Origin of the sequence: Streptomyces sp. NPDC059679 (genome assembly GCF_042734105.1) — a bacterium.
GTDB lineage: Bacteria > Actinomycetota > Actinomycetes > Streptomycetales > Streptomycetaceae > Streptomyces.
The window spans coordinates 405,272-420,564 of the sequence record NZ_JBHWES010000001.1; the positions used below are offsets into that span (position 1 = coordinate 405,272).

Annotated in this window: 12 protein-coding genes and 1 pseudogene; 10 read left to right on the forward strand and 3 right to left on the reverse strand. The window is 70.2% G+C overall.

Annotated elements, in window-relative coordinates; genetic code table 11:
* Positions 1 to 132 precede the first annotated feature (132 nt).
* The 3 genes from ACFV2X_RS01830 to ACFV2X_RS01840 all read left to right on the forward strand — a co-directional run bounded on the left by ACFV2X_RS01830 (position 133) and on the right by ACFV2X_RS01840 (position 4,128).
* On the forward strand, positions 133 to 2,058 hold the full coding sequence (locus ACFV2X_RS01830; RefSeq protein ID WP_385610392.1) for a bifunctional serine/threonine-protein kinase/glutamate ABC transporter substrate-binding protein: 1,926 nt from the start codon (positions 133 to 135) through the stop codon (positions 2,056 to 2,058).
* Positions 2,059 to 2,233: 175 nt separating this feature from the next.
* Positions 2,234 to 2,794, forward strand: coding sequence for an RNA polymerase sigma factor (locus tag ACFV2X_RS01835; RefSeq protein ID WP_089508067.1), 561 nt, complete (start codon positions 2,234 to 2,236; stop codon positions 2,792 to 2,794).
* The gene (locus tag ACFV2X_RS01840) at positions 2,791 to 4,128 is read left to right on the forward strand and encodes a WD40 repeat domain-containing protein (RefSeq protein WP_385609999.1); all 1,338 of its coding nucleotides are present in this window, start codon (positions 2,791 to 2,793) and stop codon (positions 4,126 to 4,128) included. Before ACFV2X_RS01835 ends, ACFV2X_RS01840 begins: the two co-directional genes overlap by 4 nt.
* Before the next feature lie 61 nt (positions 4,129 to 4,189).
* Here the strand turns inward: ACFV2X_RS01840 and ACFV2X_RS01845 are convergent, their stop codons facing one another.
* Positions 4,190 to 4,336: a hypothetical protein gene (locus tag ACFV2X_RS01845; RefSeq protein WP_385610001.1), complete on the reverse strand. Its 147-nt coding sequence runs from the start codon at positions 4,334 to 4,336 to the stop codon at positions 4,190 to 4,192.
* Positions 4,337 to 4,360: 24 nt separating this feature from the next.
* Here ACFV2X_RS01845 and ACFV2X_RS01850 point away from each other — a divergent pair.
* Positions 4,361 to 4,639, forward strand: a pseudogene (locus ACFV2X_RS01850) (GTP cyclohydrolase); the annotation flags it as partial.
* Between the two features lie 18 nt (positions 4,640 to 4,657).
* On the opposite strand, the gene ACFV2X_RS01855 reads toward ACFV2X_RS01850, so the two are convergent.
* On the reverse strand, positions 4,658 to 5,116 hold the full coding sequence (locus ACFV2X_RS01855) for a MarR family winged helix-turn-helix transcriptional regulator (RefSeq protein ID WP_385610003.1): 459 nt from the start codon (positions 5,114 to 5,116) through the stop codon (positions 4,658 to 4,660).
* A 61-nt stretch (positions 5,117 to 5,177) separates the two neighbouring features.
* Between ACFV2X_RS01855 and ACFV2X_RS01860 the strand changes: the two genes are divergently transcribed.
* Positions 5,178 to 6,089 carry an LLM class flavin-dependent oxidoreductase gene (locus ACFV2X_RS01860; protein ID WP_385610005.1) on the forward strand — a complete coding sequence of 304 codons (912 nt, stop codon included), beginning with the start codon at positions 5,178 to 5,180 and terminating at the stop codon, positions 6,087 to 6,089.
* 52 nt (positions 6,090 to 6,141) lie between these two features.
* On the opposite strand, the gene ACFV2X_RS01865 is transcribed toward ACFV2X_RS01860, so the two are convergent.
* Positions 6,142 to 7,323, reverse strand: a complete 1,182-nt coding sequence (locus ACFV2X_RS01865) for a helix-turn-helix domain-containing protein (protein WP_385610008.1) — start codon at positions 7,321 to 7,323, stop codon at positions 6,142 to 6,144.
* Positions 7,324 to 7,525: 202 nt separating this feature from the next.
* Here ACFV2X_RS01865 and ACFV2X_RS01870 point away from each other — a divergent pair, with 202 nt between their 5' ends.
* The 5 genes from ACFV2X_RS01870 to ACFV2X_RS01890 all read left to right on the forward strand — a co-directional run bounded on the left by ACFV2X_RS01870 (position 7,526) and on the right by ACFV2X_RS01890 (position 15,021).
* Entirely contained in the window at positions 7,526 to 8,998 is a 1,473-nt protein-coding gene (locus tag ACFV2X_RS01870; RefSeq protein ID WP_385610011.1) for an amino acid permease, read from the forward strand.
* 26 nt (positions 8,999 to 9,024) lie between these two features.
* Positions 9,025 to 10,284: a M20 family metallo-hydrolase gene (locus ACFV2X_RS01875; RefSeq protein ID WP_385610014.1), complete on the forward strand. Its 1,260-nt coding sequence runs from the start codon at positions 9,025 to 9,027 to the stop codon at positions 10,282 to 10,284.
* Positions 10,277 to 11,068, forward strand: coding sequence for a nitrilase-related carbon-nitrogen hydrolase (locus tag ACFV2X_RS01880; RefSeq protein ID WP_385610017.1), 792 nt, complete (start codon positions 10,277 to 10,279; stop codon positions 11,066 to 11,068). Before ACFV2X_RS01875 ends, ACFV2X_RS01880 begins: the two co-directional genes overlap by 8 nt.
* 150 nt (positions 11,069 to 11,218) lie before the next feature.
* Entirely contained in the window at positions 11,219 to 12,865 is a 1,647-nt protein-coding gene (locus tag ACFV2X_RS01885; protein WP_385610395.1) for a flavin monoamine oxidase family protein, read from the forward strand.
* A gap of 266 nt (positions 12,866 to 13,131) precedes the next feature.
* Positions 13,132 to 15,021 (forward strand): ATP-binding cassette domain-containing protein, encoded by a 1,890-nt coding sequence (locus ACFV2X_RS01890; RefSeq protein WP_385610019.1) that lies wholly within the window; start codon positions 13,132 to 13,134, stop codon positions 15,019 to 15,021.
* Positions 15,022 to 15,293 lie beyond the last annotated feature (272 nt).

Sequence of the window (15,293 nt, forward strand, 5' to 3'; positions counted from 1 at the left end):
AGTTGAGCAGGGCTGTGCTCCGGGGGCCCGCGGAGCCGACTCCGACCAGGGCCTTCGTCGGGGTGAGGGGGATGTGTGGCACGGGTGATCGACGGCCGTTTCGAGTTGCTGGGGCGGCTCGGCGGTGGCGGTATGGGACTGGTGTGGAGAGCGCATGACCTGGCACTGCACCGTGAAGTCGCACTCAAGGAGGTCCGCCCGCCCGACCCGGGACTCGCCGAGTACGACCCCGAGGCCGCCCGCGCGCTGCGCGCCCGTGTCCTGCGGGAGGCCAGGGCGCTCGCGCGTATCGGTCACCCCAACGTGGTGACCATCCATCACATCGTGGACGGCGACGAACACACGTACCCGTGGCTCGTCATGGAACTGATCGCCGGTGGTTCGCTCCAGGGCCGGCTCGACCGCGGTCTCCTCTCCCCCGCCGACGCGGCCCGGCTCGGGCGGGGGATGCTGGCCGGACTGGAGGCGGCACACGCCGCGGGCATCCAGCACCGGGACATCAAGCCCGCCAACATCCTGCTGCGGCCCGACGGCAGCCCGGTCCTCACCGACTTCGGCATCGCGGCCGTCCAAGGGTCCACCGCCCTCACGGCCGCAGGCTCCGTCATCGGCACACCCGACTACATGGCGCCCGAGCGCGTGTCCGGCGAGGACGGCGGGCCGGAGGCCGACCTGTGGTCACTGGCCATGACGCTCTACGTCACCGTCGAGGGGCGCAACCCGATGCGCCGCGGCAATACGCTCGCCACGCTCGCGGCCGTCCTCGGTGAGGATGTGCCGCCGCCGGAGCATGCCGGAGCGCTGACCGCCGTACTGATGTCCGTCCTGGTACGCGACCCGCAGGAGCGACCGGACGCCCGGACGCTGGACCGGTTGCTGACGGAAGCGGAGGCGGCGGCCGAATCCGCGCCGGCCGCCGGGCCCGTGGCGGCGGCCGAATCCGCGGCGGCGTCTGGACAGGCGCCCGCGGCCGGGGCCGCGGCGGCCAAGGCTCCCGCCGACGGTCCCACCTCCTACCCGCTCGCCCCGCCCCACACGGCCGCACCGCAGCCGTCGCGGCCCGTGCCGCAGCAGGGCGAGCCGCCCGTGTATGTGTCCCCGCCACCCCCGCCGATGCCGCAGGCACCACCGGTGCACCCGCCGGCGCCGCCGCCGGTGGCCCCGCCACGGCGCGGCTGGGTGTACGGGTCGGCCCTCGGTGCGGTCGTACTCGCGGGCGCCCTCCTCTGGGTGCTGCTGCCCTCGGGTGACGGCTCCGACGGCGACAACGCCTCCCGAGCACCCGACACTTCCGGCAGCCCGGGCAAGGCGTCGGCCGACACCCCGAGCAATGGCGCGAGCGACGGACCGAGCAGCGGCAAGAAGATCACCATCGGTATCAAGACCGACCAGCCCGGCATCGGCTTCAAGACGCCGGACGGCCGCTACACGGGCTTCGACGTGGACGTGGCCACGTACATCGCCAAGGCGCTCGGCCACAATCCCGCCGACATCGAGTGGAAGCAGACCCGCAGCAGCGAACGCGAGGCCATGCTGGAGCGCGGAGACGTCGACTTCGTCGTCGCCTCGTATGCCATGACCGACGCGCGGAAGAAGAGGATCGACTTCGCGGGCCCCTATCTGGAGGCCCACCAGGACGTCCTGATCGGCAGGGACAACACATCCGTCGGCACGGCCCAGGACCTCAACGGTCGGAAGGTCTGCGCGGTCACGGGGTCCGTCTCCGCGCTCAACGTCCGAACGAAGTTCGCACCGCAGGCGCAGGTCCGCGAACGCGACACCTACGCACTCTGCCTCTCCGATCTGAGGGACGGAGCCGTGGATGCCATCACCGGCGACGACGCCATTCTCGCCGGCTACGCCGCCGCGCAACCGAACGGGTTCAAGCTGGGCGGCCTCGCGATGACCGAGGAGCGCTACGGCATCGGCATCCGCAAGGGCAGCCCGCTCAAGGACAAAATCCAGCGGGCGTTGGACAAGATGACGGATGACGGGTCCTGGAACAGGGCGCTGAGCAAGAACCTCCCCCTCCTGCAGACGGACGCGCCGACCCGGTGACGGGCCACCAGCAGATCGGGCTGAATCCTTTCGCGCGGCCCGCGCCTCTTATTCCTGCACCGACAAACGTCGGGCCGGGATGTGGAGGTTGTCGTGATCGTTGGTATCGGCATAGCCGTTGGTGTGGTGCTGCTCTGCACCTGCATGTTCGTCATGAAGCGCAAGCGAGGTGGGCGTGGCTGACTCGGCTTGGCCCAGCGAACAGTTGGTCGTCGCCGCGCAGCGCGGTGATGTCGACTCGATCGCCGCGCTGGTGTCGGGCTCACACCCGAATGTGCAGCGCTTCGCCCACTCCCTGTGCGCGACCCCGGAGGACGCCGAGGACGCGGCGCAGGAAGCCTTGATCATCCTGTATCGCAAGATCGGGATGCTACGAGCCTCCGGCGCGCTGGCGTCGTGGATGTTCCGCATCGTCCGCAACGAGTGTCTACGGCGCGCACGGACCATGATGCGGGGCCACCCGCCGTTGCCGGACACTGCCGTGGACTCCGCCGAGGACGAGGCGCTGCGGCGCCTGGACGCGAGCAGGGTGGCGGCGGCGGTCGCCGCGCTGCCACCCGATCAGCGCCGGGTGCTGATCATGCGAGACGTGCAGGGCCACAGCGGACGGATGGTGGCCGACGCACTGGGCCTCAGTACGGCGGCGATGAAATCGCGTCTGCACCGAGCCCGCGCGGCCGTTCGGCACACGCTCCGTGCCGCCACACCCGACTCACCTCCCGGAGGGAAGCCATGACCGGAACGAAGGCCGACGATCCCGGCTTCGCAAGCGCCTCCCTGCCCCGCCACCTGGTGCGCGGCGCGGTGGGATTCGGCGCGCTGATCGGCTCGGTCGCGCTCATACCGGCCGTCGGGCCGGTCAGCCTGGTGCTGCTGCCGGCCGGTCTGTTCGCGTTGCGCGGGTGTCCGATGTGCTGGGCGGTCGGGCTGGTGCAGACCATTTCCCGGGGCCGTTTGGAGCGCTCCTGCGAGGACGGCCAGTGCACACTGACCGTCGCGGACCGCGGGAAGCGCCACAGCGACTCGGTTGCCGCCCCCTGGCCAGGCGGTACTCGCCAACCGGCCCGTCGTACGCGCCAATCCAATTATCCTGCCGGGATGTCTGACGAACGTTTGATTCTGAGCAGCGTGGCGCCCGGCGGCCCGGTCCACGGCCTTGCCGTCGTCGATGTGGACGGGGAGCCATTGGTGGTGTGCACCGGCTTCTACAAGCTGTGGACGTGGGCTCCGTTGCGGGACGAATGGCTGGAGCGGCCATTGACGTCCGCCTTCGCCGCCGAGCACCCGGATGCCGAGAACGATATCGACTCGGTTGCCGTGGCCGTTTTCGACGGGCGCGTGGTGCTGGCCGCCGGCGGTGATGAGCAGGGAGCGTCCATCTGGGACCTGTTCAGCGGCGAGTTGCTGCGCGGGAACACCCACAACGGGCCCTATGTCGCGTCCATCGCCACGGTGAAGAACGAGGGACCACCGCTGTTCGTGGCGAGTAGTGGGATCCACTGGGACGGAGTCGAGCTGTGGGGACTCGGCGAGGAGCCGCCGATCGAGCTGGAGGCCGGCTCCGTCTGGGGTCTCGCCACCGCGCGGATCGACGGCCGCTCCCTGGTCGCCGGGGGCGGGGAAGAGGGGGTGACGGTATGGGACGTCGCGAATGGTGAGGAGGTCGCGTCGTGCTACGTGGACGACGAGCAGCGGTCATACGCTGTCGGTTTTTCCGAGGTCGACGGCCGTCCTGTCGTCGTGGCGGGCACGGACGCGGGGAAGGTGTACGTGTTCGACCTGGCCGCGGGCGAGGACGACCATCCGATCCACGAACCGGCCACCGGCCATGAGGGCGGGATCAACGCCTTGGACATCGCCATGGTCGGCGACCGGCCGGTCGCGGTGACCGGTGGCGAGGACGGGACGGTACGGATCTGGGACCTCGCCGGCGGTCGCCCCGTCGGGCCGCCGCTGACCGGCCACGACGCGCGCGTCGAAGCCGTGGCGGTCACCACGTTGCGGGATCGCCCGGTCGCCCTGACCGCCGGCCGGGACGGCACCGTACGCGTCTGGGACCTGACTCTCTGACGATCCCGCCCGTACGGCGGCATGGCCTCGGACCCTCGCCGGGTATCGAGCCGACAGCCACTTACCCGCCGAGGTCGGCAGCGGCCTCGGCGTCGGGGCCCGAGCACACGGGTCCGGTGGTCATGCGGCAGCTCGCCTCGCCGAGGCCGTCGGCGAGGGCCCGTACCTGGTCGGCGGTGAGCACGTCGATGAGCAGTTCCCTGACCATGGCGACGTGGCCGGGCGCCGCCCGGACACCTACGAGGCCAACGTCGGCCTCGGCCTGCCCGAGGACGCCCGCGACCACACGGCCGCCGCCCAGATGCTCACCGCCCTCGGCATCACCGAGCTGAACCTGCTCACCACCAACCCCGACAAGGCACGGCAACTGGCCGACCTCGGCGTCACGCTCGCCCGGACCGTCCCCACCGGCGTCCACACCACGCCCAGCAACCTGCGCTATCTGCACGCCAAGGTCCAGCACACCCGCCACACCATCGCCCTCGCCCCCGTGCCGTGCCTGGCCGGCTGAGCCCCTTGGCGCTGACGACTAGTTCGGAGTTCTGACCACGAGCGCGCGCAGCGCCTTCACCAGCCGCGCCGCTTCCTCCTCGCCCAGCGGGGCAAGAAAATCGCGTTCCGCCGCCTCGCGGGCCTCCTCCGCATCGGCCCGCACCCGCATGCCCCGCTCCGTCAGCTCGACCACGTTGCGGCGGCGGTCCTCCTCGCTGCGGCGCCGCTCCACCAGGCCCTTGTTCTCCAGCGCGTCGATGAGCGCGACCATCGTCGTACGGTCCACACCCAGCCGCCGTGCGGCCTCCAGCTGCGACAGCGGGCGGCCCGCCGCCAGCACCGCGAGCACCGCCAACTCCCGGGCGTCCAGCCCGAACCGGGCCAGCGCGGGCCCGGCGTGCTCGGACAGCCGTAGTTGCGCGTGCTTGAGCAGGTAGCCGAGCCGAGCGCCGAGCAGTTCCTCGACCGCGGCACCGTCCTCGTTGTTCTCCGCCATTCCGACATCGTACCCATCAACTGATAGTCAGCATCGCTGACGATCGTCTATCGTGACGGTCATGGCGATTGACGCACCCCTGTGTGCTCTCCGTTTCGGCGTCAAGACGACGCCCATGCACCTCGGCTACGACGAGATCCTTCGCGTCTGGGAGGAGGCCGACGAACTGCCCGAACTCGACGACGCCTGGCTGTGGGACCATCTGATGCCGCTGGCCGGACCGCCCGGCGGCGCCGTTCTGGAGGGCTGGACGCTGCTGGCCGCGCTGGCCGCCCGTACCAGCAGACTCCGCCTCGGCCTGCTCGTCACCAGCAACAGGCTGCGTGCCCCCGCCCATCTGGGAAAGATCGCCACCACCGTGGACGTGATCTCCCAAGGGCGCCTGATCATGGGCCTGGGCGTCGGCGGCACCCGGCAGCCCCACGGCCCCAACCCGGCCGTCGCCGAGTACGCCGCCTACGGCCTCCCGCTCCCGACTCCCGGCGAGGGCCTGGCCCGCCTCACCGAGACGATCACCATCCTGCGCCGTATGTGGAGCGAGGAGGTCTTCGACCACGACGGCCCCTTCACCACCCTGCGCGCCACCCGCAACGGCCCCGGCCCGGTCCAGCCCGGTGGCCCGCCGCTGCTGCTCGGCGGCTGGGGCGATCGCACGCTGCGCATCATCGCCGAGCACGCCGACATCTGGAACGTCCCCGGCCCGCCGCACAACGCCACCGACTGGATCGCCGAGCGCGCCCGCGTCCTGGACGCGCACTGTGAAGCGATCGGCCGCGACCCCGCCGAGATCACCCGCTCCGCGCAGATCATCGTGGACTACGCCGATCCCGCCGCCACCCGCGGCCACGTCCACGCCCTCGCCGCCGCCGGCATCCGGCACATCGTGCTGGCACTGCCCCGCCCCTATCCGGACAGGGCCGCCCGCTGGCTCGTGGACGAGATCATCACCCCCGTGCGGGAGAAAGGCGCCTGAGGATGGCGCTCGTCGGCGCCGGCGAGGGCGTGTGCGCCGGCGAGGGCGTATTTCAGGGGCGGGCACCCTGCCATTGCGCATCCTGCCATTCCAGGGCGATGATCACGGCGGCGGCGTCGTAGGGCCGCTGTACGTCGAGGCCGGTGTACTTCTCGAACGCGTTCAGCCGGTTCAGCACGGTGTTGCGGTGGCACTCCAGCAACCGTCCCGTATCGCCCAGGCTTCCCGTGTCCAGGTAGGTGGCGACGGTTTCCAGGATCTTCCGCCGTTCCAGATCCGTGCACTTCTCCAGGTACGGGAACACGATCTGCCCCAGATCGCATCCGACCCCGGCCAGGAGGTGCCGGGTCACCGAGCGCCAGCGGTCCGACAGCGTGGCAACGCCCGAACTGTCCAACGGCAGGTCGATCATGATCTCTCTCGCGGCCGAGGCGGCGTCGCGGACACGCGCCAGCCCTCTGGCGACCGGCGCGACCGCGACCGCCATATCGGCGAAGAGGTCCTTGACTCCTTGGGGGAGTCTGCCCAGGGCCGGCTCCGCCGTCGGCCACAGGAACAGGGTGTGGTGGCCCATGTCGTAGTCGAAGTAGACATGGCCGTACCGTGGGGTGCTCCGGATCCTCCTGCGCACGACGACTCCGTCGTCCCGGGAGACGGCGGCCACATAAAAGTTGTCCGAGGTGGACACGCGCAGCGCGCCGGCTATCCGCTCGAGGGCGGCCTCGGTCGGCCTCGTAGTGCCGAACAGCTGGGCCAGGTAGTGCCGTTGGAGATCCGCGTTGGCCTGCTCGATGGCCAGCTGTTCGGCGAGGTAGTGCTCCTGGACGTGTGCCGCGAACTCGTCCACCGTGGTCCACACCCGTCCGGCCTTGCGCACCAGCAGCGCCGGGTCCATCCCGGAGGCCGGGTCAGCCAAGTGTTCCCACAGCACGGTGAAGTCGAGCCGGACGGCGCGCAGCAGGCTGTCCAGCGGAACGGCCTGCCGGGCGCGCCGCGTGCCCAGCGGCTCGGCGATGGCCACCAGGGCGCTGGTGGTTCCGTCCGAGCGCAGGCTGTCCAGGATCGCCGTGAACGACTCGACGCTCGACCGCCGCAAATCCTCCGCCGTGAGTTCGGAATCGGCGTAAGAAGGGTCCGTCATGGTGCGTGCGAGGAACTGTTCCACCATCGCGCCCAAACGACCGCGCGTCCGCTCGATGAGATCGTCCCAGAGCCGTTCGTCCTGACCGGACACGCATGTCTCCTTCCTGCCGGTGCGGGCCCCGGAATATTACGGTGTCGGGCCGGGTGGCATGACATCGCCCCGCTCCGTCCACCGGTTGTGCATACGCCAAATTTTTGGCTCTCCGCCCAGTGCAACATTTCATTGTCGACCCACCCGGCCGCTGACACTCTTCCGTTTGCGCACCCTTCGGTGCCAGGCAAAGGAGGAGCTCGTGGCAGTGGAAACAGGCGTGGACACCACGCGCGCAGATGCTTCCGACGACGAGGACCCGGGCTATCGAAAGAGTCTTTCCCATCGCCAGATACAGATGATCGGTATCGGCGGCGCCATTGGCACGGGGCTCTTTCTGGGCGCCGGTGGACGACTCGCTTCGGCAGGCCCCGCCCTGGTATTCGTCTATGCCTTCTGCGGGGTCTTCGCCTTCTTCATTCTGCGGGCGCTCGGCGAACTGGTTCTGCACCGCCCGAATTCCGGTTCCTTCGTCTCCTACGCGCGGGAGTTCTTCGGCGAGAAGGCCGCCTACGTCGCCGGCTGGGTGTATTCCGTCTCCTGGGCGCTCACCGCCATCGTGGACATCACCGCGGTCGCCACGTACTTCCATTACTGGCCAGCGCTCACCAGCGTCCCGCAGTGGCTCCTGGCGCTCACCGCGCTGCTCGTCGTGACCTGCGCCAATCTCGTCTCCGTCCGGCTCTTCGGTGAGCTGGAGTTCTGGTTCGCCCTGATCAAGGTCGCCGCGATCGTGGTCTTCCTCATCGTCGGCGCCGTGATCCTCGCGGCCGGGTTCCCGGTGGCCGACCATGACGCCGGTGTGTCGTCGGTGGCCGAACACGGCGGAATCCTGCCGAACGGTCTGCTCCCGGCGGTGGTCATCGTGCAGGGCGTCGTCTTCGCCTACGCCGGGATCGACCTGATCGGCGTCGCCGCGGGCGAGACCGAGAACCCCACCAAGGTGATGCCACGGGCCGTCAACGCCGTCATCGTGCGCATCGCGGTGTTCTACGTCGGCTCGACGGCGCTGCTGGCCCTGCTGCTTCCGTACGACTCCTACCGGGCCGAGGAGTCGCCGTTCGTGACGTTCTTCACCGAGATCGGTGTGCCCGGAGCCGGTGGCGCGATGAACCTGGTGGTGCTCACGGCGGCGCTGTCCAGCCTCAACGCGGGGCTGTACTCCACGGGCCGCATCTACCGTTCGATGGCCCGCACCGGGACCGCGCCACGGTTCATGGGCCGCCTCAGCCGCCAAGGTGTGCCGTACGGCGGAGTCCTGTTCACCGCCGTGCTCGCGCTCATCGGCGTCGGCCTCAACGCCGTCGTCCCCGAGCGTGCCTTCGAGATCGCGATCAACGCGACGGCCCTGGCGATCCTCTGCACCTGGGCGACCATCGTGCTCTGTCAGCTGCGGCTGTACCGCTGGTCGCGACAGGGCAGGGTGGCCCGTCCCGCGTTCCGACTGTTCGGCGCCCCCTGGACGTCGTACCTGACCCTGCTGTTCCTGTTCGGGGTCCTCGTCCTCATGCTCTTCGACTACCCCGTCGGGACCTACACCCTCGGCACGTTGGTCCTGATCGTCCCGGCGCTCGTCGCCGGCTGGTACGCCGTACGGGGCCGGGTCCTCGCAGCCGACCGCACCTCCTCCGTACCGTCTCCGGCCCCCTCTCCGTCTTCCTCCCAGCGCCCCTGACCCCCTTCCCGAAGGAGAACGCACCCATGACCGTCGAGCACACCACCACGAGCCCCGATGCCGAGTTGTTCGTGCGGGACTTCCGCTCACTGAGCCGGATCGGTGAAACACCCGGCGGAGGCGTCGACCGGCAGGCCGCGACCGTCGCCGACTCCCAGGCGCGGGCCTGGTTCACCGCCCTGCTGAGCCAGTACGGGTTCACGGTCGAGGTCGACGCGGTGGGCAATGTCTTCGGGCTCCTGGAGTGGCACCCAGGAGCCCCGTACGTACTGGTCGGCTCGCACCTCGACAGCCAGCCCCTGGCCGGCAGGTTCGACGGGGCGTACGGTGTCGCGGCCGCCCTGCACGCGGGCCGGCGGCTGGCCGCCGGCCACGACCCGGCGCACCGCCCGAAGTACAACCTGGCGGTGGTGGACTGGTTCAACGAGGAGGGGGCGCGGTTCGCCCCGTCCATGATGGGCAGTTCGGTCTTCACCGGGAAGACGGCGGTGGCGGACGCCCTGGCCACCCGGGACGCCGACGGGGTGTCCGTCGCCGAGGCCCTGGCGGCCATCGGGCACACCGGGTCCGGAACCGGGCCGGTGCCCGCCGCGTGCGCCGAGATCCACATCGAGCAGGGACGGTCCCTGGAGGACTCCGACACCACGATCGGACTCGTGCACTCCTGCTGGGCGGCGGAGAAGTTCACCGTCACCGTGCACGGCGAGCAGGCGCACACCGGGTCCACCGTCATCGCCGACCGCCGTGACGCCCTCCTGGGCGCGTCCCGTCTGGTGGTGCTGCTGCGTGCGCTGGCCGACCGCTATCCGGCCGGTGCGCTGCACACCTCCGTCGGACAGCTCACCGTGCTGCCCAACTCCCCCGTCGTCGTCCCCCGTCAGGTCGATCTGACGATGGATCTCCGCTCCGCCGACGAGGACGTGCTCGCCGAGGCCAAGCAGCTGCTGGAGCAGGGCATCAAGCTGATCGAGGACGAGGCGCGGGTCCGGATCGAGGTCCGCGGCTCCCATGCGTGGGGTGTCCGTCCGTACCCGGCGGCCGGGGTGGACCTCGCCCGCGACTGCGCCGACTCCCTGGGGCTGACCAGCCGGCCGGTGTACACGCTGGCCGGACACGACTCCATCAACATGAACGACGTCGTGCCGACCGTGATGCTGTTCGTCCCCAGCCGCGAGGGCGTCAGCCACAACGAGGGCGAGTTCACCGAGGACAACGACCTGTGCGCCGGAGTCGATGTGCTGACCGAGGTGGTCCGGCGGCTGTGCGAGGGCGCGCTCGATGGCTGAGTCCGGACGTCTGACGGTGGCGGTCCTCCAGGCCACCAGCGTGGTCGGCGACGCCGGCCACAACCTCGCGACCCTTGAGCAGTACGCACGGCAGGCCGCGGCGGGCGGGGCGCGGCTTCTGGTGACCCCGGAGCTGTTCCTCAGCGGCTACGATCCGACGGCCGTCGCCCACGACGACGGAGCGCGACACCGCGAACTGCTGGCCGCCGTCGCGCGGTCCACCGGTGTGGCGCTCGTCGCCTCGACCGTGGACCAGCAGGACGGCGAACGCTTCATCAGCGCCTCGCTCTTCGACCACCTCGGACGCGAACTGACCAGGTATCGCAAAACACATCTGTTCGGCGAGGCGGAGAACACCCTCTTCACGCCCGGCCGCCGGCCTCCGCAGGTCGTCCCTCTGCACGGTGTCCCCGTGGCGCTCGGCATCTGCTTCGATGTGGAGTTCCCCGAGTTCACCCGCGCGGTCGCGCTCTCGGGCGCCGAGCTGCTGTGCGTGCCCACCGCGGTGCCGCTGCGCCCGCCGGTCGGCAGGCGGCCCGCGCCGTTCGACACCCGTCTCGTGCCCGGCATGGTCGTGCCCACGCGGGCGCTGGAGAGCCAGCTCTTCATCGCCTACGCCAACCACTCCGGCCCCGGATTCGCCGGGCTGAGCTGTCTGAGCGACCCCTACGGCCGTCGCGTCGCGGCCGGTGAGACGGGCGAGGAACTGGTGGTGGCCGAGGTGAGCGGCGAGATCCTGCGGGCCGCGCGCCGCGACACCGGCTATCTCACCCTGCGCGGCTGACCGGTCCGCCACCGAAGCAACAACCGCTTCCCCACCCGACCGGCCGCCCCGAAGCAACATCGCTCTCCCTCAACCGACCCGCGCCGGGCCCACCCCGGTACGAGCCCTTCAGGACATTCCGTGAACACGCCCCCGCACAACGGCATCAGCATGCTGATCCCGGACTTCCCCTTCCCCTACGACGAATACCTCGCCCACCCCGACGGACTCGGCTCGGTCCCGCGCGAACACCACGGCACGCAGGTCGCCGTCGTCGGCGCCGGTATGTCCGGGCTGGTGGCCGCGTACGAGCTGATGAAGCTGGGTCTGCGACCGGTCGTGTACGAGTCCGCCCAACTCGGCGGGAGGCTGCGCGGTGCCCGGCAGCCCGGCACCGACCTCCCGGTGGCCGACCTCGGCGGTATGCGGTTTCCCCGGTCCGCCCGCGGTCTCTTCCACTACATCGACCTCCTCGGCCTCGACACCGCGCCGTTCCCCAACCCCCTCACCCCGGCCTCCGACAGCACCGTGATCGAGATCGCCGGGCGCAAGCACTACGCCGAGTCGCCTGCCGACCTCCCGCCGATGTTCCATGACGTGGCCACGGCCTGGCATGACTGTCTGGAGGAACGGGCCCACTTCGGTGCCATGCGGCGGGCGATCGCGGACCGCGACTACGCCACGGTCAAAAGGCTCTGGAACGAGCTGGTGCCCGTCCTGGACGACATGTCCTTCTCGCACTACCTCGCCACCTCCAAGGCCTTCTCCGCCCTGCCCTTCGAGTACCGCGAGGCGTTCGGGCTCGTCGGCTTCGGCACCGGGGGCTGGGACACCAACTTCCCCGATTCGATGCTCGAGATCCTTCGGGTGGTCTACGGGGGCGCGGAGGACGACCAGCAGCGCATCCTCGGCGGCGCCCAGCGCCTTCCCCAACTCCTGTGGCAGCACGCCCCCGAACACCTCGCACACTGGCCCGCCGGGACCAGCCTCGCCTCCCTGCACGGCGGCTCGCCCCGCGGTGCGGTGCGGCGGATACGGCGCGCGGACGGGCCGGGCGGGCCGGGTGGCCCCATCGAGGTGACGGACCGGTGGGGCAGGACAGCCACCTACCCCGCGGTCGTCGCCACATGCCAGTCATGGCTGCTGTCCGCCCGGATCGACACCGACGAGTCGCTGTTCAGCCACCCGTTGTGGACGGCGATCGAGCGGACGCACTACATGCAGTCGTCCAAGACGTTCGTCGTGGTCGACCGGCCCTTCTGGAAGGACATCGACCCGGACACCGGGCAGCATGTGCTCAGCACCACGCTCACGGACCGGCTGACGCGTGGCACCTATCTGCTGGACGACGGCCCCGACAAGCCGGCGCTGATCTGCCTGTCGTACACCTGGAACGACGATGCGCTGAAGTGGCTGCCGCTCGATGTCGACGAGCGCGTACGGCTGATGCTGCACTCCCTCAAGCAGATCTATCCGAACGTCGACATCGCCTCGCACATCATCGGCGACCCCGTCACCATCTCCTGGGAGGACGACCCGGACTTCATGGGCGCCTTCAGCGACAACCTGCCCGGCCACTACCGCTACCAGGAACGCCTCTACACCCACTTCATGCAGGACCGCTTCGACCCCGCCCACCGCGGCATCTTCCTGGCGGGCGACGATGTGTCCTGGACCGGCGGCTGGGCCGAGGGAGCGGTCACGACCGGGCTGAACGCGGTGTGGGGCGTCATGACCCAGCTGGGCGGCAAGACCAGCGCGGCGAACCCCGGTCCGGGCGACCGCTTCGACGAGCTGAAGCCGGTCAGGCTGTCGTAACCGCCGCATAGTGAACGGCGAAGCCGTCCGCCATCCGTGACCGTCCCTGAAACCTCATAGGTCACACACGTCACAGGCATCGGCGTTTCGGCCACGCCCGACCGCACCGGAACCCGTACGCCACTGCGACCAGGCGTTCGATGCCCCCGAAATTCCGGGCTCCGCGCTTCGTCCAAAATCGAGCGCGTTCGATTCACCCCCTCGCTCGTTGAGCCTGGCACCGCCGGACCACCCAGGTGCGGTGCCGACCTTCGAGGAGGACGCAGGTGACCGTGACGAACGCCTCGGCCGCAAGCTCCACCGCACCGCCCCCTCCACCGCCCGCCGCCATCAGCTTCGAGGGGAAGCACGGCAAGAACCCGCTGGAAGAGGCGAGTTTCACAAAGATGTGCGCGCGGCTCCCCTCCGTGCTCTCGCACACCGCGCGCATCGCCTGGACCGTCGACCGCCCCGCCCTCGTACTCCTCCTCTCCTGCCAGATCCTCACCGGTGCCGCGGCCGCCTTCACCCTCGGGTTCACCGCGAAGGCCATGACGCACATCCTCGGCACCGGCGCGGTCTCCGAACGTCTGCACGCCGCCCTGCCCGCCCTCGTCGTCGTGGCGGCGGCCTCCGCTGTCGGCCGAATCGGCAGTGCTCTGTCCTCGTACGCCGACGGCCGGATCACCCCCCGTCTGATGACCGAGGCGGATGTCGCCCTCGTCTCCGCCGTGTGCCGGGTCGAGGCCTCGGCGTACTCGGAGCCGGGGTTCGCCGACCGCCAGGAGGCCGCCGAGATCGGCGTCACCCGCACCAGACTGATGGTCCAGGACGCCCAGCGCTTCATGGCCGCCCTGGTCCGTATCGCCGCCGCCGGTGGCGTCATCACCGTCCTCCACTGGCTCATGCTCCCCCTGCTGCTCCTCGCCGTGCTCCCCGCCGGTCTGGGCGCCGTCCTGTCCGCGCGCGTCGACTACGAAACCCACTACGCCAACGTCGGCGACCGCAACGTACGCGGCATGATGCGCTGGTGGGCCACCTACTCCCGGTACGGCGACGAGGTGCGCGCCAACGGGATGACCGGCTATCTCGTCTACTGGTACCGCGCCTTGTCCGAGCGCATCGACCAGCGCACCGTGACCGCCGCGCCCCGCACCCTCCGTATCGTCCTGGCGACCTCCGCCCTCGGCGGCCTGTTCCTCCTGGGCACCTGGGGCGCGCTCGCCTGGCTGGCCACCACCGGCCGGGTCGCCCTGCCCGTCGCGGCCACCGCGGTCGTCGCCGTCCAGACCGCGCTCGCCGCGCTCTCCCAGCTCGTCATCCACGGCGCCGCGATGTTCCACACCTCGCTCTATCTCGCCGACATGAGGTCGTTCCTCGACATGGCGGCCGACCGCGCCCCCAGGCGCGGGGAGCTGACCATCCCGGACCATGTGGCGGAGATCCGTCTCGACGAGGTCGTCTACCAGTACCCCGGCAAGGACGAACCCGCCGTCGACGGTGTCTCCCTCACCCTGCGCCGCGGCGAGATCCTGGCGATCGTGGGTGAGAACGGCTCGGGCAAGTCCACGCTGACCAAGCTCATCACCGGAATTCTCCTCCCCGACAAGGGCCGCGTCCTGTGGGACGGAACCGATCTGGCCCAGGCCCACCCCGACGCGGTCTGGGCGCGGACATCGCTCGTCCCCCAGAACTTCGCCTGCTGGCCCCTGCGCACCCGCGAGAACATCACCCTCGGCCAGCCCAAGACCTACGACGACGCCCCGGTGTGGGCGGCCGTCGACGCCGTCGGCATGCGCGGGGCGATGGAGAAGCTGCCCAAGCGGCTGGACACCCTGCTCGCCCGCGAACTCTACGGCGGCGCCGAGCTGTCCGGCGGACAGTGGCAGCGGCTCGCCTGCGGTCGGGCCCTGTACCGGCAAACCCCGCTGCTGATCCTGGACGAACCGACATCTCAGATGGACCCGCGTGGCGAGCATCAGATCTTTCTGGAAGTCAAACGCATCGCCGCTGAGCGCATGACCATCGTGGTGACGCATCAGCTTGAGAACACCCGGCTCGCCGACAGGATCGTCGTGATGCGGAACGGCCGGATCATCGAGCAGGGCCGGTACGACGATCTCGTGACCGCCGACGGCCTCTTCGCCGAGCTCGTCGCCCTGGCCAAGGACCGGTAGACCGATGCGCCGCGCCGGGAGAACTCGTACGGATGCCCTGATCATCCGCTGGAAGCGGATCACTCCTGTGGGTGACCACATTATGACGATTCAGGCGATACGGTCTTGCGGGAAGATCCGGACCAGCTGCCGGACCCCGCGGCCCGCCGCCGTTCCCTCGTCGTCGCACGGGCCCGCCCGGCGCCCGGCACTACGTCAAGGGGGCCTCGTTGCTGCCTGAGGCATCACCATGCGCTCCGAACAGCGTCGCTCTCGATCAGCGGGACACGGCC

What these genes read in the sequence shown, in the direction of transcription:
- ACFV2X_RS01830 (WP_385610392.1), top strand. Translation starts at nt 133, where the DNA reads ATGGGACTGGTGTGGAGAGCGCATGACCTGGCACTGCACCGTGAAGTC.
- ACFV2X_RS01840 (WP_385609999.1), top strand. Translation starts at nt 2,791, where the DNA reads ATGACCGGAACGAAGGCCGACGATCCCGGCTTCGCAAGCGCCTCCCTG.
- ACFV2X_RS01845 (WP_385610001.1), bottom strand. Translation starts at nt 4,336, where the DNA reads ATGGTCAGGGAACTGCTCATCGACGTGCTCACCGCCGACCAGGTACGG.
- ACFV2X_RS01855 (WP_385610003.1), bottom strand. Translation starts at nt 5,116, where the DNA reads ATGGCGGAGAACAACGAGGACGGTGCCGCGGTCGAGGAACTGCTCGGC.
- ACFV2X_RS01860 (WP_385610005.1), top strand. Translation starts at nt 5,178, where the DNA reads ATGGCGATTGACGCACCCCTGTGTGCTCTCCGTTTCGGCGTCAAGACG.
- ACFV2X_RS01875 (WP_385610014.1), top strand. Translation starts at nt 9,025, where the DNA reads ATGACCGTCGAGCACACCACCACGAGCCCCGATGCCGAGTTGTTCGTG.
- ACFV2X_RS01880 (WP_385610017.1), top strand. Translation starts at nt 10,277, where the DNA reads ATGGCTGAGTCCGGACGTCTGACGGTGGCGGTCCTCCAGGCCACCAGC.
- ACFV2X_RS01885 (WP_385610395.1), top strand. Translation starts at nt 11,219, where the DNA reads ATGCTGATCCCGGACTTCCCCTTCCCCTACGACGAATACCTCGCCCAC.